At 69.0% G+C, this 22,118-nt stretch carries 18 protein-coding genes; 10 read left to right on the top strand and 8 right to left on the bottom strand.

The features are described from left to right. Positions 1-25: 25 nt before the first annotated feature. A complete protein-coding gene (locus tag E0H92_RS17055) occupies positions 26-490 on the top strand; it encodes a MarR family winged helix-turn-helix transcriptional regulator (protein WP_131496907.1) in 465 nt (154 codons plus the stop codon). Between the two features lie 45 nt (positions 491-535). On the opposite strand, the gene qcrB is transcribed toward E0H92_RS17055, so the two are convergent. From qcrB to ctaE, 4 genes are read right to left on the bottom strand one after another with little or no spacing between them, the layout of a single operon-like run. Next, positions 536-2,209, bottom strand: coding sequence for a cytochrome bc1 complex cytochrome b subunit (gene qcrB, locus E0H92_RS17050; protein ID WP_131496906.1), 1,674 nt, complete (start codon positions 2,207-2,209; stop codon positions 536-538). Beyond that, on the bottom strand, positions 2,206-3,198 hold the full coding sequence (qcrA, locus tag E0H92_RS17045) for a cytochrome bc1 complex Rieske iron-sulfur subunit (protein WP_420323486.1): 993 nt from the start codon (positions 3,196-3,198) through the stop codon (positions 2,206-2,208). Before qcrA ends, qcrB begins: the two co-directional genes overlap by 4 nt. 52 nt (positions 3,199-3,250) lie before the next feature. Continuing rightward, positions 3,251-4,120 (bottom strand): cytochrome bc1 complex diheme cytochrome c subunit, encoded by an 870-nt coding sequence (qcrC, locus tag E0H92_RS17040; protein WP_131462665.1) that lies wholly within the window; start codon positions 4,118-4,120, stop codon positions 3,251-3,253. After that, positions 4,117-4,779: an aa3-type cytochrome oxidase subunit III gene (ctaE, locus tag E0H92_RS17035; RefSeq protein ID WP_131288893.1), complete on the bottom strand. Its 663-nt coding sequence runs from the start codon at positions 4,777-4,779 to the stop codon at positions 4,117-4,119. The genes qcrC and ctaE overlap by 4 nt, the downstream gene beginning before the upstream one ends. Positions 4,780-4,861: 82 nt before the next feature. Here ctaE and E0H92_RS17030 point away from each other — a divergent pair, with 82 nt between their 5' ends. Genes E0H92_RS17030 through trpD form a run of 3 tightly spaced genes read left to right on the top strand, consistent with a single transcriptional unit; the run spans position 4,862 to position 7,292 of the window. Beyond that, entirely contained in the window at positions 4,862-5,779 is a 918-nt protein-coding gene (locus tag E0H92_RS17030; protein ID WP_131462666.1) for a cytochrome c oxidase assembly protein, read from the top strand. A gap of 46 nt (positions 5,780-5,825) precedes the next feature. Further along, positions 5,826-6,245 (top strand): Rv3143 family two-component system response regulator, encoded by a 420-nt coding sequence (locus E0H92_RS17025; protein ID WP_131462667.1) that lies wholly within the window; start codon positions 5,826-5,828, stop codon positions 6,243-6,245. Positions 6,246-6,248: 3 nt separating this feature from the next. Beyond that, positions 6,249-7,292, top strand: coding sequence for an anthranilate phosphoribosyltransferase (gene trpD / locus E0H92_RS17020; RefSeq protein ID WP_131496905.1), 1,044 nt, complete (start codon positions 6,249-6,251; stop codon positions 7,290-7,292). 50 nt (positions 7,293-7,342) lie between these two features. Here trpD and E0H92_RS17015 read toward each other — a convergent pair whose 3' ends face one another. The 4 genes from E0H92_RS17015 to E0H92_RS17000 form a co-directional block, all read right to left on the bottom strand. Beyond that, complete coding sequence (locus E0H92_RS17015; RefSeq protein ID WP_238173465.1) at positions 7,343-8,014, bottom strand: hypothetical protein; 672 nt, start codon at positions 8,012-8,014, stop codon at positions 7,343-7,345. Positions 8,015-9,257: 1,243 nt separating this feature from the next. Further along, entirely contained in the window at positions 9,258-12,503 is a 3,246-nt protein-coding gene (locus E0H92_RS17010) for a hypothetical protein (RefSeq protein ID WP_131496904.1), read from the bottom strand. Positions 12,504-12,638: 135 nt separating this feature from the next. Then, complete coding sequence (locus tag E0H92_RS17005; RefSeq protein ID WP_131288878.1) at positions 12,639-12,920, bottom strand: Lrp/AsnC family transcriptional regulator; 282 nt, start codon at positions 12,918-12,920, stop codon at positions 12,639-12,641. A 95-nt stretch (positions 12,921-13,015) separates the two neighbouring features. Continuing rightward, complete coding sequence (locus E0H92_RS17000) at positions 13,016-14,821, bottom strand: DEDD exonuclease domain-containing protein (protein WP_131462672.1); 1,806 nt, start codon at positions 14,819-14,821, stop codon at positions 13,016-13,018. Positions 14,822-15,004: 183 nt separating this feature from the next. Here E0H92_RS17000 and E0H92_RS16995 point away from each other — a divergent pair, with 183 nt between their 5' ends. The 6 genes from E0H92_RS16995 to E0H92_RS16970 all read left to right on the top strand — a co-directional run bounded on the left by E0H92_RS16995 (position 15,005) and on the right by E0H92_RS16970 (position 22,099). Next, a complete protein-coding gene (locus E0H92_RS16995; RefSeq protein WP_131496903.1) occupies positions 15,005-16,312 on the top strand; it encodes an NYN domain-containing protein in 1,308 nt (435 codons plus the stop codon). A 92-nt stretch (positions 16,313-16,404) separates the two neighbouring features. Continuing rightward, positions 16,405-16,662 (top strand): hypothetical protein, encoded by a 258-nt coding sequence (locus E0H92_RS16990; protein ID WP_198682272.1) that lies wholly within the window; start codon positions 16,405-16,407, stop codon positions 16,660-16,662. Between the two features lie 212 nt (positions 16,663-16,874). Then, a complete protein-coding gene (locus tag E0H92_RS16985; RefSeq protein WP_131496902.1) occupies positions 16,875-17,936 on the top strand; it encodes a C40 family peptidase in 1,062 nt (353 codons plus the stop codon). Between the two features lie 104 nt (positions 17,937-18,040). Further along, complete coding sequence (locus E0H92_RS16980) at positions 18,041-19,528, top strand: hypothetical protein (protein ID WP_131496901.1); 1,488 nt, start codon at positions 18,041-18,043, stop codon at positions 19,526-19,528. Next, entirely contained in the window at positions 19,521-20,765 is a 1,245-nt protein-coding gene (locus E0H92_RS16975; RefSeq protein ID WP_131496900.1) for a M48 family metallopeptidase, read from the top strand. The genes E0H92_RS16980 and E0H92_RS16975 overlap by 8 nt, the downstream gene beginning before the upstream one ends. Next, positions 20,762-22,099, top strand: coding sequence for a glycosyltransferase family 4 protein (locus tag E0H92_RS16970; protein WP_238173464.1), 1,338 nt, complete (start codon positions 20,762-20,764; stop codon positions 22,097-22,099). The genes E0H92_RS16975 and E0H92_RS16970 overlap by 4 nt, the downstream gene beginning before the upstream one ends. Positions 22,100-22,118: the final 19 nt, after the last annotated feature.

Here is a 22,118-nt window from a genome sequence, read left to right as displayed (position 1 = left end):
CACTCAGTGAGGTAAATTGTCGGGTATGCGTGAAGGAGTGACACCGGCCGACCCGGAACGAGCCGCCGCACTGGACGTGGTCCACCTGCTGCGAGAGGTCACTCTGCGGTACGACCTCGCCGTCGGGGAGTTCGCCGGTACGACGGGATTGCACCGGACCGACGTACGCGCGCTGGTACGACTCCTGGACGCCGAACGCGCTGGAGTGGAGGCCACGCCCAGTTGGCTCGCTCAACAGCTCGGAATGACCTCTCAGGCGACAACAGCCGTCATCCACCGCCTAGAGGCCGCCGGACACGTCCAACGCCTCAGAAGCCACACAGACGCCCGCAGTACCCACCTTCAGGTCTCAGACACCGCAGTAGCCCTCGGATGGCAGTTCTTCGGCCCTCTCCTGGACCGCCTGATCACTGCCACCCAGACCCTCGACCCCAGCCGGCAGGCCGTCGTGAAGGACTACCTGACCGCGGTGTCTGAAGCACTGACATAACGAGAAAGGCCCCCGGCGAGATGCCGGGGGCCTTTCTGCGAGACGTCAGGAGCGGTCGGACGTGACCTCTCGGTAGGTCTCCGTGTCCTCCGTCAGCTCGTGGATCTCGTCGGCGTCGTGAGCGTGCTCGTGCGCCTCCTCGATCTCCTGAGCGGTCGGCTTCTGGACGGCGTCGGCGTAGTAGAAGCGGGAGAGCGCGGCGCGAGCCTTGTTCAGCGCCCGACGCGGGGCGCGGACGCCGTTCTCGTCGGTCTCCGGGCCGATCTCGTGCGGGACGAGCCGGTCCCGCGCGGTGATCGAGTACGCCTCGTACGTCGAGATCGGCTGGTGCTTCTCGGTGTACTTGCCCTCGGGGGAGCGCATGATCACACCGGTCTCCAGGCCGTGCATCAGCCGGTCGTGGTCGGCCCGCTGCAGCGAGATCGCCCAGCGGCGCGCGATCCAGAAGCCCAGGATCGGGCCGAGGATCACCGCGAACCGCAGGAACCAGGTCACGTGGTTCAGCGACAGGTTGAAGTGGGTGGCGATCAGGTCGTTACCGCCGCCGATCCACAGCATCGCGTAGAAGGTGATGAACGCGACGCCGATACCGGTCCGGGTCGGGACGTCCCGCGGCCGGTCCAGCAGGTGGTGCTCGCGCTTGTCACCGGTGATCCAGCCCTCGATGAACGGATAGAGCGCGACCAGCGTGACGAACGCCGGTGGCACGATCAGCGCCGGGATGATCAGGTTCCAGCTGAGGGTGATGCCCCAGAACGTCGACTCGAAGCCGGGGAATATTCGCACCGAGCCTTCCAGCCAGCCCATGTACCAGTCGGGCTGTGCGCCCGCGGTCACTTCGGCCGGGTTGTACGGCCCGTACAGCCAGACCGGGTTGATCTGCATCAGTGCGCCCATCAGCGCGGTGATGCCGAAGACCACGAAGAAGAAACCGCCGGCCTTGGCCGTGTACACCGGGAACAGCGGGTAGCCGACCACGTTCTTCTGCGTCCGGCCGGGACCGGCGTACTGCGTGTGCTTGTGGTACACGACCAGGAACAGGTGGGCCGTGACGAGCGCCAGGATGATGCCCGGGATCAGCAGCACATGGACGATGAAGAATCTGGAGACGAAGTCGTCACCCGGGAACTCACCGCCGAAGATGAAGAAGTTCATGTACGTGCCGACCACGGGTGACGCCTGGATCATGCCGTTGGTGATCCGCAGACCGGTACCGGACAGCAGGTCGTCGGGGAGGCCGTAGCCGATGAAGCCCTCGATGATGCCGAGGAACAGCATCCCGAAGCCGATCAGCCAGTTCAGCTCGCGCGGCTTGCGGAACGCGCCGGTGAAGAACATCCGCAGCAGGTGCACCATCATCGCGGCGATGAACAGCACGGCCGCCCAGTGGTGGATCTGCCGCATCAGCAGACCGCCGCGGACGTCGAACGTGATGTCCAGCGTGGAGGCGTAGGCCTCCGACATGTGCAGACCCTTGAGCAGGCTGTACGAGCCCTGGTACTCGACCTCTGCCATCGAGGGCTTGAACCAGAACGTCAGGAAGGTGCCGGTCAGGATCAGGATGATGAAGCTGTAGAGCGCGATCTCGCCCAGCATGAAGGACCAGTGGTCCGGGAAGATCTTCCGCAGGTTCTTCTTCCCGATCTTCGCGATGCCGAGGCGATCGTCGACCCACTTGACCGGTCCAGGGAACTCTGTGCTTGTTGACACTGTTGTCACCCTCGTTCGAAGAAGCTCGGGCCGACCGGCTCGTGGAAGCCGCTCTGCGCAACCAGGTAGCCCTCACTGTCCACTGCCAACGGTAGCTGAGGCAGCGGGCGGGCAGCAGGGCCGAAGACGACCTTGGCGCTGTCGGCGAGGTCGAAGGTCGACTGGTGGCACGGGCAGAGCACGTGGTGCGTGGTCTGCTCGTACAGCGAGATCGGGCAGCCGACGTGGGTGCAGATCTTCGAGTAGCACAGGATGCCGTCGACGCCCCAGTTCTCCCGGCCCGGCTTGGTGCGGATCTCGCTCGGCTTGATCCGGACCACGATCACCGCGGCCTTCGCCTTGGCGTTCTGGTACTCGACCGCGCTCTCCTCCTGCAGCGGGGCCAGGTTGGCCGGCGCCGCGTTGACCAGCTGGCCGACGACCAGGTCGGACGGCTTGATCGGGCGGTCGGTGACGTCGTTGACGACCCGGATGCCCTTCGCCCAGATCGTGTTGTAGAGCGCCCGGCCCGGCAGCGGGCCGAGGTCGCGGAGCAGGATGATCGCCGGCAGGCCGAGGACGCCGAGGGCGCCGATCAGCGAGTTGCGGATCATCTTGCGCCGGGTGAACCCGGACTCCGCGGTGCCCTGCTGGAACGCCTCGGTGATCTCGGCGATCTGCTGCGGCGAGGAGTGTGCGGCGTGCCGCTCCTCGGAGATCTCCTCGTCGACCATCAGCTTCTTGGCCCACTGGATCGCGCCCGCCCCGATCAGGAACAGCGCGAGCCCGATGCACAGGCCGATGACCATGTTGTTCGCGTTGCCGGACAGCGGGCCGAACTCGATGATCGAGTCCCGCGGAATGGCGAAGTACGCGACACACGAACCGATGACCAGCAGTGTCGCCAGGCCGAACATCCCCGACACCTGGCGCTCGACGCGGTCGGCCGCCTTCGGGTCGATGTCGGTGATCCGCGGCTCGTGCGGCTCCAGACCCGGGTCCGGGATCGGCTCCGCCACCTCGACCGCGGTGCCGTGCTCGTCCTCGGACTTCACCGGCAGCCTCTTCTCGTCACTCACTGGCCTTCGCTCCCTTGGCCTTGACGCCCTTGGCGCCGATCCAGACCGCTACCGCCACCAGCAGGCCGATGCCGACGAACCAGCCCCACAGACCCTCGGACACCGGGCCGAGCCGGCCGAGTCCGAAGCCGCCCGGGTCCTTCTGGGTCTCCAGCGCCTTCAGGTACGCGATGATGTCGCGCTTGTCCTCCGGCTGCATGACCTGGTCGGAGAAGACCGGCATCTGCTGCGGGCCGGTCAGCATGGCCTCGTAGATGTGCTTCTCGCTGACGCCCATCAGCGACGGCGCGTACTTGCCGTTCGGCAGCGCGCCACCGCGACCGGCGAAGTTGTGGCAGGCCGTGCAGTTGGTGCGGAACAGCTCGCCACCGCGGGTGACCTGCTCGTCCGTGGCCTTGCTCACGTCGTACGACTCCGAGCCCGGGACCGAGGGGCCGGGGGCGAGCGAGGCGACGTACGCGGCCAGGGCCTCGATCTCCTCCTCGGAGTACGCCGGGGCCTTGCGCGGGATCTGCGCGCCCGGCTGCATCGCCGGCATCCGGCCGGTACCGACCTGGAAGTCGACCGCGGCCGCGCCGACGCCGATCAGCGACGGGCCGGCCATCTTGCCCTCGCCGTTCCCGCCGCCCTCGGCGTTCAGGCCGTGGCAGCTGGAGCAGCCGACCGCGAAGAGCTTCTTGCCCTCCTCGATCTGCTGCGACTGGGCCGAGTTGTCCGCCACCGCGTTGTCAGGGGCGAAGGCGGCGTACGCCGACCCCACTGCCAGGAGGCCGAACAGGAGCACGACGAGGCCGGCGGACCGGTGCCGTCGTCGCGCGGAGAGAAAGCGCGCCGGTGACAAGGAAGGTCTCTTCTCACTCATTTGAGCAGGTAGATGGTCGCGAACAGGGCGATCCAGACCACGTCGACGAAGTGCCAGTAGTACGACACGACGATCGCCGAGACGGCCTGTTCGTGGGTGAACTTACGAGCCATGTACGTCCTGGCCAGGACGAACACGAAAGCGATGAGGCCGCCGGTCACGTGCAGACCGTGGAAGCCGGTGGCCAGGTAGAACACCGATCCGTACGCGTTCGACGAGATCGTGATGCCCTCGTGCACCAGCTCGGCGTACTCGGTCACCTGGCCGGCGATGAAGACCGCGCCCATCAGGTACGTGAGGATGAACCACTCACGCATACCCCAGGAGCGGATGTTCAGCACCGAGCCGGTCCGGCCGACCCGGCCGTGCTCGGCCGCGAAGACACCGAACTGGCAGGTGAAGGACGACGCCACCAGAATCGTCGTGTTCACCGCGGCGAACGGGACGTTCAGGTGGTGCGTCATGACCTCCCACAGCGTCTCCGTGCCCGGAGCGGCTGCGGCGGTCGTCACCGACCGGATCGTGAAGTACGCCGCGAACAGGGCGGCGAAGAACATCAGTTCGCTCGAGAGCCAGACGATCGTGCCGACACTGACCATGCTGGGACGGTCGTGGTGTCCGTGTTCACGAGACGCTGGGAGCGCGGTTGCAGTGGCCACGCGGTCATTATGTCGGTCCGCGGATCAACTGACACGACCACCCCCATGCATGTCGTCAAGTAATGGTTTCTACTGTGGAAGCGTGCTTCCCCTTCACGCCACGCCCGGCGACCGGATCGAGCCGCTGACGCCGCTCCGGTTGCTGACGGCATGGACCTTCGAACCGGTGTTACTCGCCGTGATCGTCGTCCTCGCCGCGGTCTACCTGTACGGCGTCCACAAGCTGCGCAAACGCGGTGACAAGTGGTCCCGCGGCCGGACGTTCGCGTTCGTCGGCGTCGGGCTCGGAAGCGCCGTGATCGCCACCCAGTCGGCGCTCGGCACCTACGACACGGTGCTGATCAGCGTGCACATGGTGCAGCACATGATCCTGTCGATGCTGACGCCGCTCGCGCTGGCGCTCGGCGCGCCGGTGACACTGGCGCTTCGGACGCTGCCGCAGCAGCCGCGGAAGTGGTTGCTCTCCGTGTTGCACTCGCGGTTCGCGAAGGTGGTCTGCTTCCCGCTGATCGGCTTCACGCTGTTCGTTCTGAGCCCCTGGGCGCTCTATTTCAGCGGCTGGTACGACGCCACGCTGCGGTCGACCGCGCTGCACGATCTGCTGCACCTGCACTTCATCCTGGTCGGCTCGCTGTTCTTCTGGCCGCTGCTCGGGCTCGACCCGGTGCCCGGCCGGGTGATCTACCCGTTCCGGCTGATCCTGACGTTCCTCACGCTGCCGTTCCACGCGTTCCTCGGCATCACGATCATGTCCGCGAACACGCTGATCGCCGAGGACTGGTACACCAGCTTCGGCCGGTCCTGGTCGCCGTCGCCGCTGCGCGACCAGTACATCGCCGGCGGTCTGCTGTGGGGCTCCGGCGACATCGTCGGCGTGGTGTTCTTCGCCGTCCTGTTCGTCCAATGGGTGCGCGAGTCCCAGCGCGAGGCGCGCCGCGAGGACCGGCGCCTGGACCGCTTGGAGGAACAGGCTCGCCGGGCTGATCAGTCGCCCCGGTAGCATTCCGGGTGTCCAGTCGTCTTTTGAACAAGCTTGGGATGGATCGATGAGTTCAGAGCGTCCGCTGAAGGTCCTGGTCTACAGCGACGACCGTACGACGCGGGAGTCCGTCCGGCTGGCCCTCGGCAAGCGGCCGGCGGCCGATCTGCCCGAGCTCGAGTACGTCGAGTGCGCCACCGAGCCGGCCGTCATCAAGGTCATGGACAAGGGCGGCATCGACCTGGCCATCCTGGACGGCGAGGCCGTACCGGCCGGCGGCATGGGGATCGCCCGGCAGTTGAAGGACGAGATCTTCCAGTGCCCGCCGGTGCTCGTCATCACCGGCCGCCCGCAGGACGCGTGGCTGGCGACCTGGTCGCGGGCCGAGGGCGCGGTCTCGCACCCGATCGACCCGATCAAGCTGGCCGAGGTCACCGCGGACCTGCTCCGCGCGCGCCTCGCCAAGCTGCCCGCCACGACCGCCTGACGTATGGGCGCCTACACGTGGCCGCAGGTCCTGAATCCGCTGCTGCGGCGTGAGGACCTGGAGGCCTCCGCCACCGCGTGGGCGATGGAGCAGATCCTGTCCGGAGCGGCCTCGCCCGCGCAGCTCGCCGGGTTCGTGATCGCGCTGCGTTCCAAGGGCGAGACGGTCACCGAGGTTGAGGGACTGGTCGCGACGATGCGCGACTTCGCCACCCGGATCACGGTGCCCGGCCGGACCCTGGACGTCGTCGGTACCGGCGGTGACCAAGCCCACACGGTGAACATCAGCACGATGTCCGCGATCGTCGCCGCGGGCGCCGGCGCGAAGGTGCTGAAGCACGGCAACCGCGCCGCGTCGTCGGCCTGCGGTGCGGCGGACGTCCTCGAGGAGCTCGGCATTCCGTTGGACCTCACCGCGGCGCAGGTCGCCGAGGTGGGGGAGCGGGCCGGCATCACGTTCTGCTTCGCCCCGGCGTTCCACCCCGCGCTGCGGCACGCCGCCGTACCGCGTCGTGAGCTCGGGGTGCCGACCACGTTCAACTTCCTCGGTCCGCTGGCGAACCCCGGGAATCCGTCCGCGCAGGCGGTCGGCGTCGGCGACGGCCGGATCGCTGGGCTGATGGCCGGCGTACTGGCGCGGCGCGGGATCGACGCGCTCGTGTTCCACGGCGACGACGGGCTGGACGAGCTGACCACGCGTACGACGTCACAGGTATGGATCGTCGGCGGTGGCAAGGTCGAGGGGCCGGTCACGCTCGACCCGCGGGAGCTGGGTATCGAGCCGGTGTCCGCGGACGCGTTGAAGGGCGCCGACGCGACGTTCAACGCGAAGGTCGTGCGCGCACTGGTCGACGGCGAGCCGGGCGCGGTGCGGGACGTCGTACTGCTGAACGCCGGCGCGGCGCTGGCGGCGTACACGCCGGAGACAGGCAGCGTGACGGAGCGGATCCGGACCGGGATGGACCGTGCGGCCGAGGCGATCGACTCCGGGGCGGCGAAGGACGTGCTGGACCGGTGGATCGCCGCCTGCGCAGAGGTGCGCGGCTGACGTTGGGTTTGGTGAAGGGCCGGCGGGGGTGTTCCCTGCCGGCCCTTCTGCTACTTCAGCTTCATCTGGGAGACCTTGTAGCGCCAGACGTTCTGCCAGGCCGGGGTGGAGCCGGCGAGGTCGGCGACCGACACCGCCGCCGTACCGTCACCGCGGTCGACCACCGCGATCATGATCGTCGAGAACGTCTCCGGCAGCTTCGCCACCTTGACGGGGACCTTGGCGACGATCTCGTGGCCCGGATGGCCGTTGACCGTGATCGCCTTGTGGACGACGCTGCCCTTGATGACCTGCGTGTCCTTGTCGTACAGGTTGACGAGCGTGCGACCGCCGACCTGGGCCGCAGCCGCCCTGCGACCGGCCGCGGTGTTCGTGTACGGGATCTCCGGCGGCAGCTGACCGAAGGCGACGTAGTTGCCCCAGCTCCTGCCCTTGACGTAGTTGCTGTGCACCGTCAGCCAGATCGCGGCGCCGCCCCACAGTCCCGTGCGCTCGACGGTGTTGCCCCAGGCCGAACTCATGATCGGCATCGAGTCGTTGTTGGAAGCAACAATCTCGGTCCCGAGCACCTTGCCGACCGGCGTCGGCGTCTTCGTAGGCTTCGCCGACGGATTGACCGTCTCCATCGGCTTCCCCACCGTCGGCAACGGCACCGGCGTCACGGCCTCGGCCTTGGTCAGGATCCACCCAGCACTCAACCCAGTAGCAGCCAACGCCGCCACCACCAAAACCACAGCCCCAATAGCCCGAGCCCGCCCACTACCCCCCACAGCAATAGCCCCAGCCCCATGCCCAGAGTGAGCCCCGGCGCCGTGTCCACCCGCACCATGCCCAGCAGAGTGCGCTCCGGCCCCACCGGGCCCACCCGAGTACGCCCCGGCCGCACCAACGCCCTGGCCGCCTGAGTGCGCACCTGCGCCGTGCCCGCCTGGGTGCGCACCTGCGCCATGTCCGCCTGACTGCGTACCTGCACCAGGCCCGGCCGAGTACGCACCTGCGCCGTGCCCGCCTGCAACCGCTCCAGCACCGGTGCCGCCCGAGTGCGCCGCCGCACCCTGCCCACCGGCCGCGCCAGGACCTTGCCCGGCGGCGCCCGCGGCATACGGCCCAGCCGCCTTCGAAATCACCTCAGTAAACGCCAACGGCGCCCCACCACGACCCCCAGCCGGCGCCCCACCCTGAGGACCCGATTGCCCCGCCTGCTGTCCGCCTCGCTGGGGACCCGGCTGACCGGCCTGCTGTCCTTGCTGCGGGCCCTGCTGACCGAACTGCGGCCGACCAGGCTGAGGCCCAGTCGCCTGCACCTGCCAACCACCCGCCTGCTGCCCCTGCTGCTGCACACCCCACATCTGCCCCGGCTGTCCGGGACCTGCCTGTCCGGGGCGGGGCTGCGGCTGGCCTGGTTGTGGTTGGCCTGTTGGTGGTTGGGACGGCTGGCCTTGCTGAGGCGCGGGAGGCCGTTGGCCGCTGTACTGCGGTGCAGCCGGAGGAGCCGCGTGTTGTGGGCGCGCTTGCTGTGGGCCTGCCTGCTGCGGACCAGGCTGCTGCTGCCCCGGCCGCGGACCACCCGTCTGCGGCCCACCCGGCTGCTGGCCGCCGGACTGCTGAGGTCCGCTGTGCTGTGGGCCAGTCGGTCGTGCACCGGCCGGCGGCTGCTGCGGGGGTTGGTTGGTCCAGTGTTGTTGTGGGGCCGAGTGTTGCGGTCTGCCCGGTGGCGGGGGAGGCGGTGCCGGAGCAGGTGACTGTCCGAACAACGCATCCGACGAACCAGCCTGCCCCGAACCCTGCACCTGTCCCGAACCCGACGGTCCCGCACCCTGCGCCGGCCCCGGACCTTGTGGTTGGCCGGGGGATGGGGGCTGTGGGGGTGCTTGGGGAGTGCCGGCCAACGGGTCGGCGGGGCGTGCGGAGTTGTCCGGCGTGCCCTCCGGGGGGTTGGGGCGCGCGGGGTTCTGGTCTTCGTTCTCAGCCAACGTTGATTCCTAGGTAGGCCTGGTCCGCGGCCTTCTTCAGGTCCGGGCGGTTGTTCGGGATGCCGCTGATGTACGCGACCGCGGTCCCGTCACCGAGGTCGAAAACGGCCACCGTCAGGGTAAGCACCCGATCGGTCACCGCGGTGGTCGTCGCGGTGGCGGTCTGCACGAAGACCCAGCCTGCCTTGTCGGTGCGCTTCACCGGGCCGTTGGCGACCGTCTTGAAGGTCACCGGGATGTTCCCGTACATGTTTTCGCGCAGCTTGATCGACAGCGACGCCGCGGTCGCCTTCGGGTCGCCGTTGAATCCGGAGGCGGTGCCCAGACCGCCGACGAAGATGTCGGCGCTCCAGTCGTCCTTCTCGACGACGTCCTCCTTCAGGACGATGCGCTGCCCGTTCGAGTTGATCAGCTGCTCGACGAGGCGCTTGCGGTCGGACCACGGCGGGTTCCGGCGCGGGAACGAGATCGCGTCCGCCGCGATCCGGTCGGCGCCCTCGTGCAGCTTCGGGTCCTTCGACTGACCGGGCTTGGTGCTGGACTGGTTCGTCGGCGAGGGCGAGCCGCTCTGCGTCGGCGTACCCGTCCCGCCGGGGTCGGCCGTTGTGTCGTCCCCCTTGGTCAGGAGGACGACCGCGGCGACGATCAGCATTACCACCGCAACTCCACCGGCGATGATCAACGGCATCTTTCCGCCGAACGGGCCGCCACCGCCGGAGCTCTTCGACTTCTTGCTCTTGCCGTCCCGCTTGCCGACACCGGAACTCAGGTCGGTCTGGCCGCCCCAAGCCCCGCTCCCGTCGTCGCCCCAGGCACGCTGCGTCTGCTGGTCGCCCCACGCCGGCTGGCCACCCTGCTGCACACCAGCACCCTGTTGGGCACCCCACTGCTGTTGACCAGCCTGTGCGGTCTGTTGGGCGTTCGGTTGCACGTTCTGCTGGTTGCTGGGCTGCTCCACCGGCCAGGACTGTCCGCCCCACGACTGGTCGCCAGTCTGCTGGCCGGTCTGAGGGCCTGCAGTTGCCTGCTGTCCCCACGGCCCTGATTCCTGTACGCCGTGCTGGTCAGCTGCACCCCAGCCGTTGTCGGCCGACGCGGACTGTTGTCCGTTCCAGTTCTGGTCCTGGGCTGGCGTCTGCTGCTGGGGCTGGTCGCCCCAGAGCTGCACTGGCGGCTCCGGAGTGGGAGCGGGGTCCGGTGTCCCAGGGACGGTCCAGAGTGGAGCGGCCTCCGCGGGCGTCTTCGAGTCGTCTTCGTCCGAGGCCTCGACACCCCAGGCGGGGATGTCGAGCGCCTGCTCGTCTTCCTCGTCTCCGGACTGGCTGCCCCAGTTCGGAGACAGCTGACCGGCGGCCTCGGCTTCATCGGCTGCCTGCTCCGCGGCCAGTTCGTCTGCGGCCCGTTCGTCGGCCACCCGTGCGGCTTGCTCGTCCACGGCCTGGGGTGCTGGTGCGTCGCTTGACTGCTGATCGTCCGCCGGAGCGGGAGTGGCGGCGGTCTGCGCGTCGGTTGGGTCGGTGGTCGGGTCCGGGGCGAGCTTGAGGGTCCAGCCGCTGGACTGTTCCTCCGGCTGTACGTCGGCGTCGGCCTCGGCCTGTGCTGCTTCGTAGTCTGAGATCTCGCGTTGCGTCCAGTGTTCGGGCGGTGCAGGGGCGAGCTCCGGCGCACCCCAGGTCGCGCGGGCACGATCCGCTGGGCTTGCTTCCTCCTCGGTCGACTCGGAGGAGGCGGGCTCGCCGGCGGGTGCCGTGGACGCAGGTTCACCGGCAGTGGGCGACGGCTCCGCGTCCGGTGCGACTGCGCGTAGGTGTGGGGTGGCGGGTGCAGGGCCGTCGTTGGTGGGGGACGGTGAGTCCCACAGCTGTGGAGTCGCGGCGGGTTGCCACCAGCCGCCTCCGCCCGCTTGGTCGGCTTGAGCCGCGTCGCCGGAGTCGGTGTGCTGCACCGCCCGCAAACCAGGTCCCTGCGGCTCATTCTGCACAGGCAGAACCGGCTCAACCGGCTGCTGCTCAACCGGCCCGCGCTGCTGTGTTGGCTGTTCGTGGTTGGTGGGCTGGTTTGTTGGCCAGGGCTGTTGCTCGGGGCCCCGGTTCTGGGGTGCCTCTTGCTGTGGGGATTGGTTGTCTGGGGTGGGGTGGTCGTACGCCGTGAACTGGTCGGCTGACCAGGGCTGGTCGTTGGCTGACCATGGCTGCTGCTGGGTCTGCTCCAGGTCAGCTGCGCCGGGGTTGCCCTGCTGGGGCGACTGCTGCGGCCAGGGGTCTGGTTGGGCAGGCCAGGGCTGTTGCTGGGTCTGTTCGGTGTCGACCTGTTCGTAGGAGCTGAACTGGTCGGCTGACCACGGCTGCTGGTTCGCGGACCACGGCTGCTGCGACGGGTCGGTGGGCTGCTCCGGCCACTGCTGCTGCGGCGGGTTGGCGGACTGCTGCTCGGGCCATTGCTGTTGCCCAGGACCCTCTGGTCCAGACGCCTGCTGCTGGGCGGACCACGGTTGTTGTTGGGTCTGCTCGTGGTCGGGGGTGGCTTGGGTGGGCCACTGCTGGGTCTGTTCGGTGTCTGGGTCGGCCTGTTCGTAGGAGCTGAACTGGTCCGCTGACCAGGGCTGTTGGTCGGCTGACCACGGCTGCTGGTTGCCTGACCACGGCTGCTGCTGAGGCTGGTCCGGCGTGGGGGAGTTGTCCTGCTGCTGCCACGCGTCCGGTTGGGCAGGCCAGGACTGTTGCTGGGTCTGCTCGGTGTCGGCCTGTTCGTAGGAGCTGAACTGGTCTGCCGACCACGGCTGCTGGTTAGCGGACCACGGCTGCTGCGAGGGCTCGGCGGACTGCTGCTCCGGCCACTGCTGCTGCGACGGGTCGGCCGACTGCTGCGACGGGTCGGTGGGCTGCTGCGCTGGCCACTGCTGTTCGCCGGACCACGGCTGCTGGGTGGGCTCAGGGTCCTGTTGCTGGGCGGGCCAGGACTGTTGCTGGGCCGGCTCCGGGTCGGGCTGGGTTGGCCAGAACTGTTGCTGGGCGGGCTCGGGGTCCTGCTGGGCTGGCTTGGGGGCAGGCTCGGCCGGCTCGGACTGTTGTTGTGTCGGCTCAGCCGGTTGGGGGGTGGACTCTTCGTCCGCGGCGGCGAGGGCTGCGGCTTTGTCCTCGTGTTCGGTTTTGTTGGTCCACTTCTCGCCGTTCCAGAAGCGGATCGTGTGCGGCTGGCCGGTGGGGTCGGGGTACCAGCCGGCGGGCGGGTTGCTCATCCGCGTCCTCGCTTCGGCGCCGGCGCGAAGGCGCGGACCTGCTCGGCAACAAACTGACCCCGGACGTTCATGTATTCACCGTAACTTCAGCTCGTGTCAGTCAGATCGGTTCGTCCAGTCCCGGAGGGCCTGGATTCAGTCGTCCTGGCCCAGGCTGAACGCCGCTTCCAGGTCGTGGCTCGAGTAGGCGCGGAATGCGATGTGCGTCTCGGTGCTCAGCACGCCCGGCACCCGGTTGACGTGCTCGGGGATCACGGTGGCCAGGTCGTCGTGCCGCGCGACCCGGACGAGGGCGATCAGGTCGAGCCCGCCGGTCACGGAGTACACCTCGCTGACGCCGTCGATCGTCGCCACCTGCTCGGCGACCTCAGGGATCCGTGCGACGTCGGCCTTGATGAACACGATCGCGGTGACCATGCCGTCCTCTCCTAACACCCGTCCAGAGCTCATACCTCAACGGGCTGAAGCATAGTGTGGCCAAGGCCCCGCAACGCCCGCCGCCCAGCCAGGGCCTAGCTCACGCGAGCAGGACCGAGCGGGCGCAGGTTGCGGCGGCGTTCGGTGGGGTGCTGGTGGCGGTCGGTGTGTGAGTTGTCGAGGCGCGTGAGGTGCCGCCCGGCGCCGCCGACCGGGCAGGTCCAGGTGCCGTCCATCTCGACCAGCCGGATGCCGGGGAGTTCGAGCCAGCGCAGGATCAGCTCGATCTCTTCCGGTGACGCCGCCGCGACCGGCCCGATCCCGGGCAGCACCGTCTCGGCCGAGGCCCGCAGCATCTCCAAGTGCGGCCGGGGGTCGGTCCCGCGCGGGCTGAACCCGGCCGCCGCGAGCCGCCCGCGGCGGATCACGTGCAACTCCCAGCCGCCGTCGTCGGTCCGCCTGGCGGCACAGATCTCGGCGCACCCGGTCACGGACGCCATCCGCTGCATCCGCGCCGAGCTCCGCACGAACGCGCTCAACCGGTCCCGGTGTACGGCGGCGTCCTCGAACCGCTCGTCGGCGGAGAGTACGTCGATCCGCCGGTCGAGCGCGTCCACGACCGGCGTCGGGTCCACGGTCAGCGCCGACCGCAGCCCGGCGACGAATTCGCCGTACGAATCCATCGAGATCCGCCCGTCGCAGGGTGCGACGCACCGCCCCATCTCGGCCAGCACGCAGGGCGACAACGAGGGGTGCTTGGACATTCGCGCGGTGCACTGCCGGATCGGGAACGCCTCGTGCAGCGCGGCCATCGCCCGCTCGGCCGTCTTCCGCGAGCTGAACGGCCCGAGGTACCCGGCGTCGTCGTCGCGCACCTGTTTGACCAGGGACAACCGCGGAAACGGTTCGACGGTGACCTTCAGCCAATGCTGCCGCTCCGGGAACTTGGACCGCCGGTTGTACCGCGGTTTGTGCTCCGCGATCAGCCGCAGCTCCCGTACTTCGGCCTCCAGCGGTGTCCCGCACTCGATCCCGCGGACGGCGGTGGCGATACCGACCATCTCGCCGATCCGGTTCCTGGTCTCGGAGGCGGTGAAGTACGAGCGCACCCGGGTCCGCAGGTCCTTGGACTTCCCGACGTACAGCACCTCGCCGCGGTCGTCGGTGAACAGGTACACACCCGGTGCGTGCGGCAACGACTCGGCCAGGTGGCGTTTGGCCCGGACCGCGGGCGCGACCCGGGACGAGAACGTCTGCAGGTCCTCCACCGTTTGCACGCCCAACGACCCGACCCGCTCGAACAGCCCGTGCAGTACGTCGACGGTGGCGCGCGCGTCGGACAGTGCGCGGTGGTTCGGCGTGGTCGTCGTACGGAACAGCTTGGCCAGTGTGCCGAGTTTGCAGTTCGGCGCTTCGTCGGGAGTGATCACGCGACGGGCCAGCAGCGCGGTGTCGACGACCGCGAAGTCGGGCCAGTCGTACCCGTGCACGAGGCTCTCGTGTTTCAGGAAGCCCATGTCGAACGGCGCGTTGTGCGCGACCATCACGCAGCCCTGCGCGAACTCCAGGAACGCGGGCAGCACCGACTCGATCCGGGGGGACGTGGCAACCATCCCGTTCGTGATGCCGGTCAGTACGGCGATGAACGGCGGGATCGACTCCGACGGGTTCACCAGCGTCTGGAACTCGCCGATCACCTCGCCCGCGCGCACCTTGACCGCGCCGATCTCGGTGATACCGCCCTCGCCCGGCGGATTGCCCGTGGTCTCCAGGTCGACGACGCAGAAGGTGATGTCCCGCAACGGCGTACCCAGGTCGTCGAAACTGTGCTGCACCCCGCGGATCGGCAGCAGCGGATGCTCTACGGATTCCTGGGCCGGCGCATGCCCTGGGCTGGTCATGTCCACGACGCTAAGAGCCGCCACCGACAATTCCGCAGGTGACACGCCTGCGAGTCGACTAGGCTCTCTGTATGCGTACACAGGCGATCACCGCGATTCGGGGCCGGATGCCCGCGCGCTGTGGTCTGCGTCACTGGCCCAGCAGCTGCTGCCGGCTCCTCGTTTCTGCCGGACTGCGGACCGGTGACTGAGGCCGGCACCGCCGCGAGCTCCGCCGCTACGACTTTGCCTGAACCGGTCCGGCAACGCGTCCTGACCCTCGCCGCGCACGCACTCGGCCAGCTGCCCGCGTCCGACATCCCGGCGCCGCTGCGGCGGTTCGCCAGCTTCGCGCCGGCGAAACGGGCGAAGCTGTCCGCCTCGGTGCTCGGGCCGATCCTGGACACCGACGACCATTTCCGCCGGCTCGCCGCCTTCGAGGTACGGCGGGAGCACCCGGAGCTCGGCGATGCGGTGGCCGACGGTGTCGCCGTACCCGCCGCGGATCCGGTGGAGGTGGCCGCGCTCGCGTACCTGCTGCGCCCGGACGACTGGGAGCAGCATGTCGCCGCGGCCGCCCAGGTCCCGGTGGAGAATCCGCGCGCCGACGAGGAAGCCGTCAACCGGCTCGCCGACCAGCTCGACCAGGCGCGCACCGAGACCCGGCAGGTCCGCGAACGGCTTCGTGAACAGGTCAACGAACTCAAGGCCGAGAACGTCACGCTGCGCCGCAAGCTCAACGAGGCGCGGCAGCGGATCACCGGTCTGCAGACCGAGAACGAGCAACGCACGAAGGAGGCCGAGAGCGCCGACGAACGCGTCGAAGCGGTTCGCGCCGAGGTCGAGCGGGAGCTGCGCAAGCTCCGCACGCGGATCACCGAGCTGGAAGCGGTCGAGCACGCGGCCCGGCGTACGGCGGGCCAGGAGCGGGAGCTGGCGTCGACCCGCACGCGGCTGCTGCTGGACACGTTGCTCGAGGCAGCGAGCGGCCTGCGCCGTGAGCTGGCGTTGCCGCCCGGGGGAGAGCTCCGCCCGGCGGACACGGTGGCCGGCTCCGAGCCCGACGCGGCACCGGTCGGACGTACGGCGCCTGAGGACGACCCGGCGTTGTTCGACGAACTGCTGGCGTTGCCGCAGGTGCATCTGATCATCGACGGCTACAACGTGACGAAGACCGCCTGGCCGAACTCGCCGCTGCACTCGCAGCGTCAGCGCCTCGTCATAGCCCTGGGCGCACTGGTCGCGCAGCGCCGGGTCGAGATCACCGTGGTGTTCGACGGCGCCGAGCTGTCGGGGCCGGTGCAGCTGAATCCGCCGCGTGGTGTGCGGGTGCGGTTCAGCCCGGCCGGGGTGATCGCCGACGAGGTGATCCGGCAACTGGTTCGCGCCGAGCCGCCGGGCCGCCCGGTCGTGGTCGTGTCCACCGACCGCGAGGTTGCCGACAGCATCATCCAGCTGGGCGCCCGTTCACTGTCCGCAAGCAGCCTGACAGCACGCATCGCACGCACCTGACAACAGAGCACAGCAAAAAACTGTCGGCGGGGTTCTCTAGCGTCCTTCTCAGCCGGATGCAAGTCCGGGTGCTTCCCCACTTGGAGGATGTTGTGCTGATCGACTGCGACGCTTGTGTGATGAAGGGTCCGGGTTGCCAGGACTGCGTCGTGACAGTGGTGCTGGGGTTCTCGGAGGAACGGTCCGGCAGCCTGCGCATCGACGACGACGAGAAAGCCGCACTGGACGCGCTTGCGGACTCCGGTCTGGTGCCGCCGCTGCGCCTCGTGCACGCCGTCAGTAGTGTCGAGCCGGACATTGCTGCCGAATCGCCTGCCGGAGAAGACGAAACGGCCGTTGGGTCGGGATGATCCTTCGTTAATTTTGGATCAAACCCGAGGGGCGAATTGCACTGGTCACGAAACGGTCACTACTGTTACGTCTCGTTGCCTCAGGGTGTCGGCCGCTCCGGCCGACCGGGCAGCGGCAAGCCGAGGGAGTGATCCGGCGGATCCCGTGGACGATGTCCGCGGAAGCCAGGTCATCGGGGACGGCGCGAGCAGAGGAAGGGACCGACCGGGCTGTGTCCACCGGACGCATCAACCGCACCAAGGGAATCGCCCTCGCCGCCATCACCAGCACGGCTGTCGCTGCGGGTGTGATCTTCATCCAGGGAGCGGCTGACGCCGACCCCAAGCCCACCCTGGAGGAGGCGAAGAAGCAGATCGCCACGCTGCAGCACGAGGCCGAGGAAGCCGGTGAGTCGGCGAACGACTTGCGCGGGCAGATCACCGCCTCGTCCGCCCGGGTGAAGGCCCTGCAGGCGGGGATCGCCAAGCAGCAGGCCCAGGTGGATGCGGTGAAGCGCCAGATCGGTTCGCTCGCGGTCGCCGGCTACCAGACCTCGGGGATCTCCACGACGGCGCAGCTGCTGCTGTCGAGCAACCCCGACCAGTTCCTCAGCCAGGCGTCGACCGCGCAGGCTTTCGCCGGCCAGCAGAACTCGGCACTGCGGCGCTTCCAGATCGCGCAGGGCAAGCTCACCGACCTGCAGGCCAGTGAGCAGGCCGAGCTGGGCGCGCTCCAGGCCGTGCAGGCGAAGCAGGACGTGTTCAAGAAGCAGATCAACACCAAGCTCGACGCCGCCCAGAAGGTGCTCGACAAGCTCAGCGAGGCCGAGCAGAAGCGGATCGAGGAAGAGAACGCCAAGGAGGCGGAGGAGGCGCGCAAGCAGCGCCCGACCCGCGACGGCGACCGGACCGGCGACGACAAGGACCTGCCGAACGTCCCGGCCAGCGGCCGCGCGAAGATCGCGATCAACGCCGCGCTGTCCCAGCTCGGCGATTCCTACGTCTGGGGCGCCGCCGGCCCGAACTCGTACGACTGCTCGGGCCTGACGATGTACGCCTGGGGCAAGGCCGGTGTCTCGCTCTCGCACTCGTCGAAGGCGCAGGCCAGCGAGGGCCGCCGGGTCAGCAAGTCCGAGCTGATGCCGGGCGACCTGGTCTTCTTCTTCAGCCCGATCAGCCACGTCGGCATCTACCTCGGCAACGGCCGGATCGTGCACGCGCCCCGTCCGGGCAAGAGTGTCGAGATCAGCCCGCTGGACGAGAACCCGTACAACACCGCGGTCCGTCCGGGCTGACCTGCCACGTTGACATACTCATCGGCTCCGGGGGTCTCCCCGGAGCCGATCCGTTTCCTGGTGCTGCCGTTCCGTGGTGATGCCGTAGTGTCGGAGGAGGCCGGGTGTCCCGCCTGACTGGGGCAGGTGAGCAGCGAGGGGCCGAGGTGATCGACGAGCACGGCGATACGGTTCCGCTGCCGGTGATCCCGTCGGCCGGTGACGCTGAGGAGCCGATCGATCACCTGGCGGAGCCGTACGCCGATGATCCGCAGCAGCGCCCGCCGTTCGCGCCGATCCTGAAGAAGGTCGCTCTCGGCGTCGCCGTCTGCCTGGTCGCCGGGGCCGGGTACGCCGGGCTTCAGCACATCGCCAACGCCCCGGCCGACCCGAACGCCGGCGGTACGCACCCGCCGTCGCAGTCGTCGCCGACCACACCCGATCAGGCCCAGGCCGGCGTCCAGCGGGCGGTCGCCGGTCAAGCGGTACTCCAGAAGATGACCGACGCGGTCGAGAACGAGGACCGCACCGAGTTCCTGAACACCGTCGACCCGAAGGCCACGGCGTTCCGGGCCAGCGCGCGGACGATCTTCAGCAACCTCAGCGCGCTCCCGCTCGGCACCTTCCAGTTACGGTACGTGAGCGACGACAGCGCGGCCCTGGCCCCGGACCGGCAGGCCGAGCTCGGCGGGACGCAGTCCTGGCTGGCGCAGGTCGAGGTCTCCTGGCAGCTCTCCGGGTACGACGTGAAGCCCGCGCGCGAGACCCTCCCGGTGACGTTCGTGACCCGCGACGGGACGACGTACGCCGCCTCGTTCTCGGAGCGATTCGTGGCGGGACAGCGCAAGCCGGTGTGGGCGCTCGGCCCGATCGACCTGGCCAAGGGCAAGCACAGCCTGGTGATCAGCCTCGACTCGGAATCCGAGGCGCGAAGCTATGTGTCGGTCGCCGACAAGGCGGTCGAGTCTGTGACGAAGGTGTGGGGGAAGGGCTGGCGGCAGAAGGTCGTCATCTACCTGCCCGCGAAACAGGCCCAGATGGAAGGTGTTCTCGGCGCGCAGCCGAACACGTACACCCAGATCGCCGCGGTCACGATGGCCGAGCTGGACACGCCGGCCGTCGGGGCGCCGGTGCGGATCGTCGCGAACCCGAAGCTGTTCGAGGAACTCGGCAAGCAGGGCCGGCGGATCGTGCTGACCCACGAGACCACGCACGTCGCGTCGACCGCGACCGCCTCACCGGTGCCGCTGTGGCTCGCCGAAGGTTTCGCGGACTACGTCGCGTTCACCGCCGTACCCGTGCAGGACGAGTCGGCGGCGAAGGAGTTGTTCAAGGCGGTGCGCGCCGGGAAGGTGCCCGCCACGTTGCCGACACCCGAGGCGTTCGCGGCGTCGGCGACCGAGTTGCCGCAGGCGTACGAGTCGGCGTGGCTGGCCTGCCGGCTGATCGCCGAGCGCGAGGGACAGGACAAGCTCGTGAAGTTCTACCGGGCCGTGCACGCGTCGAAGAGCTCGACCGGGCTCGCGGACGCGTTCAAGTCGGTGCTCGGGATGACCGAGGCCGAGTTCGTCGCCGAATGGCAGAAGTACCTCGAGAGGCTCGCCGGTGCCTAAGAAGGCCTCCGGTCCGTGGGCTCCTCGTGCCGCGGGCGGGCTGCTGGCGCTCGCCCTGGTGTTCGCGATCGCCGTCACGACCCCGTGGCACCTGATCGATCTGCCGAAGCCGGATGCCGCCCTCGATTTCACCTCCGCTGAGATCGCCCGCCAGAACGCGTTCCGGCACGAGATCCTGCGCTGGTCGACGGCGTCCTGGATCATCTCGATCGTGGTCCCGCTGGTGATCGGCTTCAGCCCGCTCGGCCGCCGGTTGTACGACGGTCTGCGGATCCGCTGGTGGTTCCTCGCCGTCCCGGTCACGGTGGCCGGGATCGCGCTGATCACCAACCTGCTCACGGTCCCGACCGACGTGCTCGCCCAGCGGGTCAGCCTGAAGTACGGGCTGGCGGTGGAGAACTGGCGATTGTGGGTCTGGGACCGCGGCGTGAACTGGGCGATCACGTCACTCGGCGTCAGTGTGCTGGCGGTCGTCCTGATCGGGTTCGCGAAACGCTGGAAGGGCTGGTGGTTGCCGGGGGCAATCGCCGCCGCGCTGCTCGTGCTGGGCGTGTCGTTCGCGTACCCGGTGCTGATCGAGCCCCGGTTCAACAACTTCACGTCGATGCCGGCCGGTGCCCTGCGCAACGACTTCCTGAGGCTCGCGGCCGACGACGGCGTACCCGTCAAGGACGTGCTGGTCGCCGACGCGTCGAAGCGGACCACAGCCCTGAACGCGTATGTGTCCGGCTTCGGTTCGACCCGTCGGCTGGTCGTCTACGACACGCTCCTGAAGGACACGCCGCCCGCGCAGGTCCGCCTCGTGGTCGCGCACGAGCTCGGTCACGCCGCCGAGGACGACGTACTGCACGGCACGTTGATCGGCGTGCTCGGTACGGCGTTCGGCATCACGTTGCTGTACTTGTTGCTCGGGGCACGGATCGCCGACCCGCGACGGGTGGCGGTGCTGGTCGCGATGATCGTGGCCGGTACGACGCTCGCGAGCCCGATCCAGAACCTGGTGAGCCGCAAGATCGAGGCGCGCGCCGACTACCACTCGCTGCGCCTGACGAACGACCCGCGGAACTTCGTCGCGATGCAGCACGACCTCGCCGTCCGGAACATCTCGGGACTCGACCCGAGCGCCTGGCGGTACTGGATGTTCGCCAGCCACCCGACCGCGCCGGAGCGGATCGCGATGGGCCGCGCGTGGGCGGCCGAGAACGGCGGTACGGTCCCACCGCTGGCCCCGCGATGACCGTCCTGGTCGTCACCAATGACTTCCCGCCACGCCAGGGCGGGATCGAGACGTTCGTCCGCTCGTTGTGCGACCAGCTGCCCGAGGTCGTCGTCTACACCTCACACGAGGTTGGCGATACGGCGTACGACGCGACGCTGCCGTTCCCCGTGATCCGCGATCGTACGTCGATGTTGTTGCCCACGGCCCGGGTCACCAAGCGCGCCGTCGGGCTGATGCGCGAGCACGGCGCCGACCGGATCCTGTTCGGCGCGGCGGCTCCGCTCGGGTTGATGGGCCCGGCGCTGCGGCGGGCCGGTGCGCGGCGGATCGTCGCGATGACGCACGGACATGAGACCTGGTGGGCCGGCGTACCCGGGGCCCGGCGGGCGCTGCGGCGGATCGGTGATGCGGCGGACACGGTGACGACGGTGTCGTCGTGGTGTGCCGATCGGATCGCTCCGGCGCTGTCGCCGGCGGCAGCGCAACGGATGCGGCGACTGACGCCCGGGGTCGACACGCGCCGGTTCGCGCCGGGGTGCGGGGGAGAGCAGATTCGCAAGGGCCTCGGGCTGGACGGCGTTCCGGTGGTCGCCTGTGTGTCGCGGCTGATTCGCCGGAAGGGGCAGGACACGCTGATCCGCGCGTGGTCGCGGGTCCAGAAGTCGGTGCCTGACGCGCGGCTCCTGCTGGTGGGCGGTGGGCCGGACCGCGAGTACCTCGAGGACCTGGCGGTGGCCGTCGGCGTGGCGGACGCGGTGGTGTTCACCGGCCCGGTTCCGTGGGCGGAGATTCCGCCGTACGTCGACGCGGCCGATGTGTTCGCGATGCCGTGCCGGACGCGGCGGTTCGGGCTGGAGCCGGAGGCGCTCGGGATCGTCACGCTGGAGGCGTCGGCCACCGGAAAGCCTGTGCTGGTAGGCGATTCCGGTGGTGCGTCCGACACGGTGGTGCACGGTACGACGGGATACCTGGTCGACCCGTACAACCCCGATGCGGTCGGTGTTCGCCTGGTCGAACTGCTGACGAACGCCGAGGACCGGGCCGCCATGGGCGCCGCCGGGCGAACTGGATCGAGGACGAGTGGACCTGGGCGAGGTCGGGCACCGTTCTGCGGGAACTGCTGGACGCGTGACGCGCCGGGCCGCGGGAACTCGGACGTATCTGGTGGACAGCGGGCGGCCGGTGTCGTGTACTCTGGCCGACATGCACCGAATGTTCCGACTTGCCGCAGCCGTACGAGCTTCATGCTCTCCGGCTGCCGCGGCCTGACATTCACACACTTCCACCGGCGACCGGAAACGGTTCGCCGGTGTTGTTGTCTCTGTAGCCCGGTGGTCTGGTTCCGGTCCTGAATTCGACAAGGACAAGAAC

Origin of the sequence: Kribbella speibonae, from assembly GCF_004331375.1 — a bacterium.
GTDB lineage: Bacteria > Actinomycetota > Actinomycetes > Propionibacteriales > Kribbellaceae > Kribbella > Kribbella sindirgiensis.
This window is presented reverse-complemented; position numbering and strand designations above follow the sequence as displayed.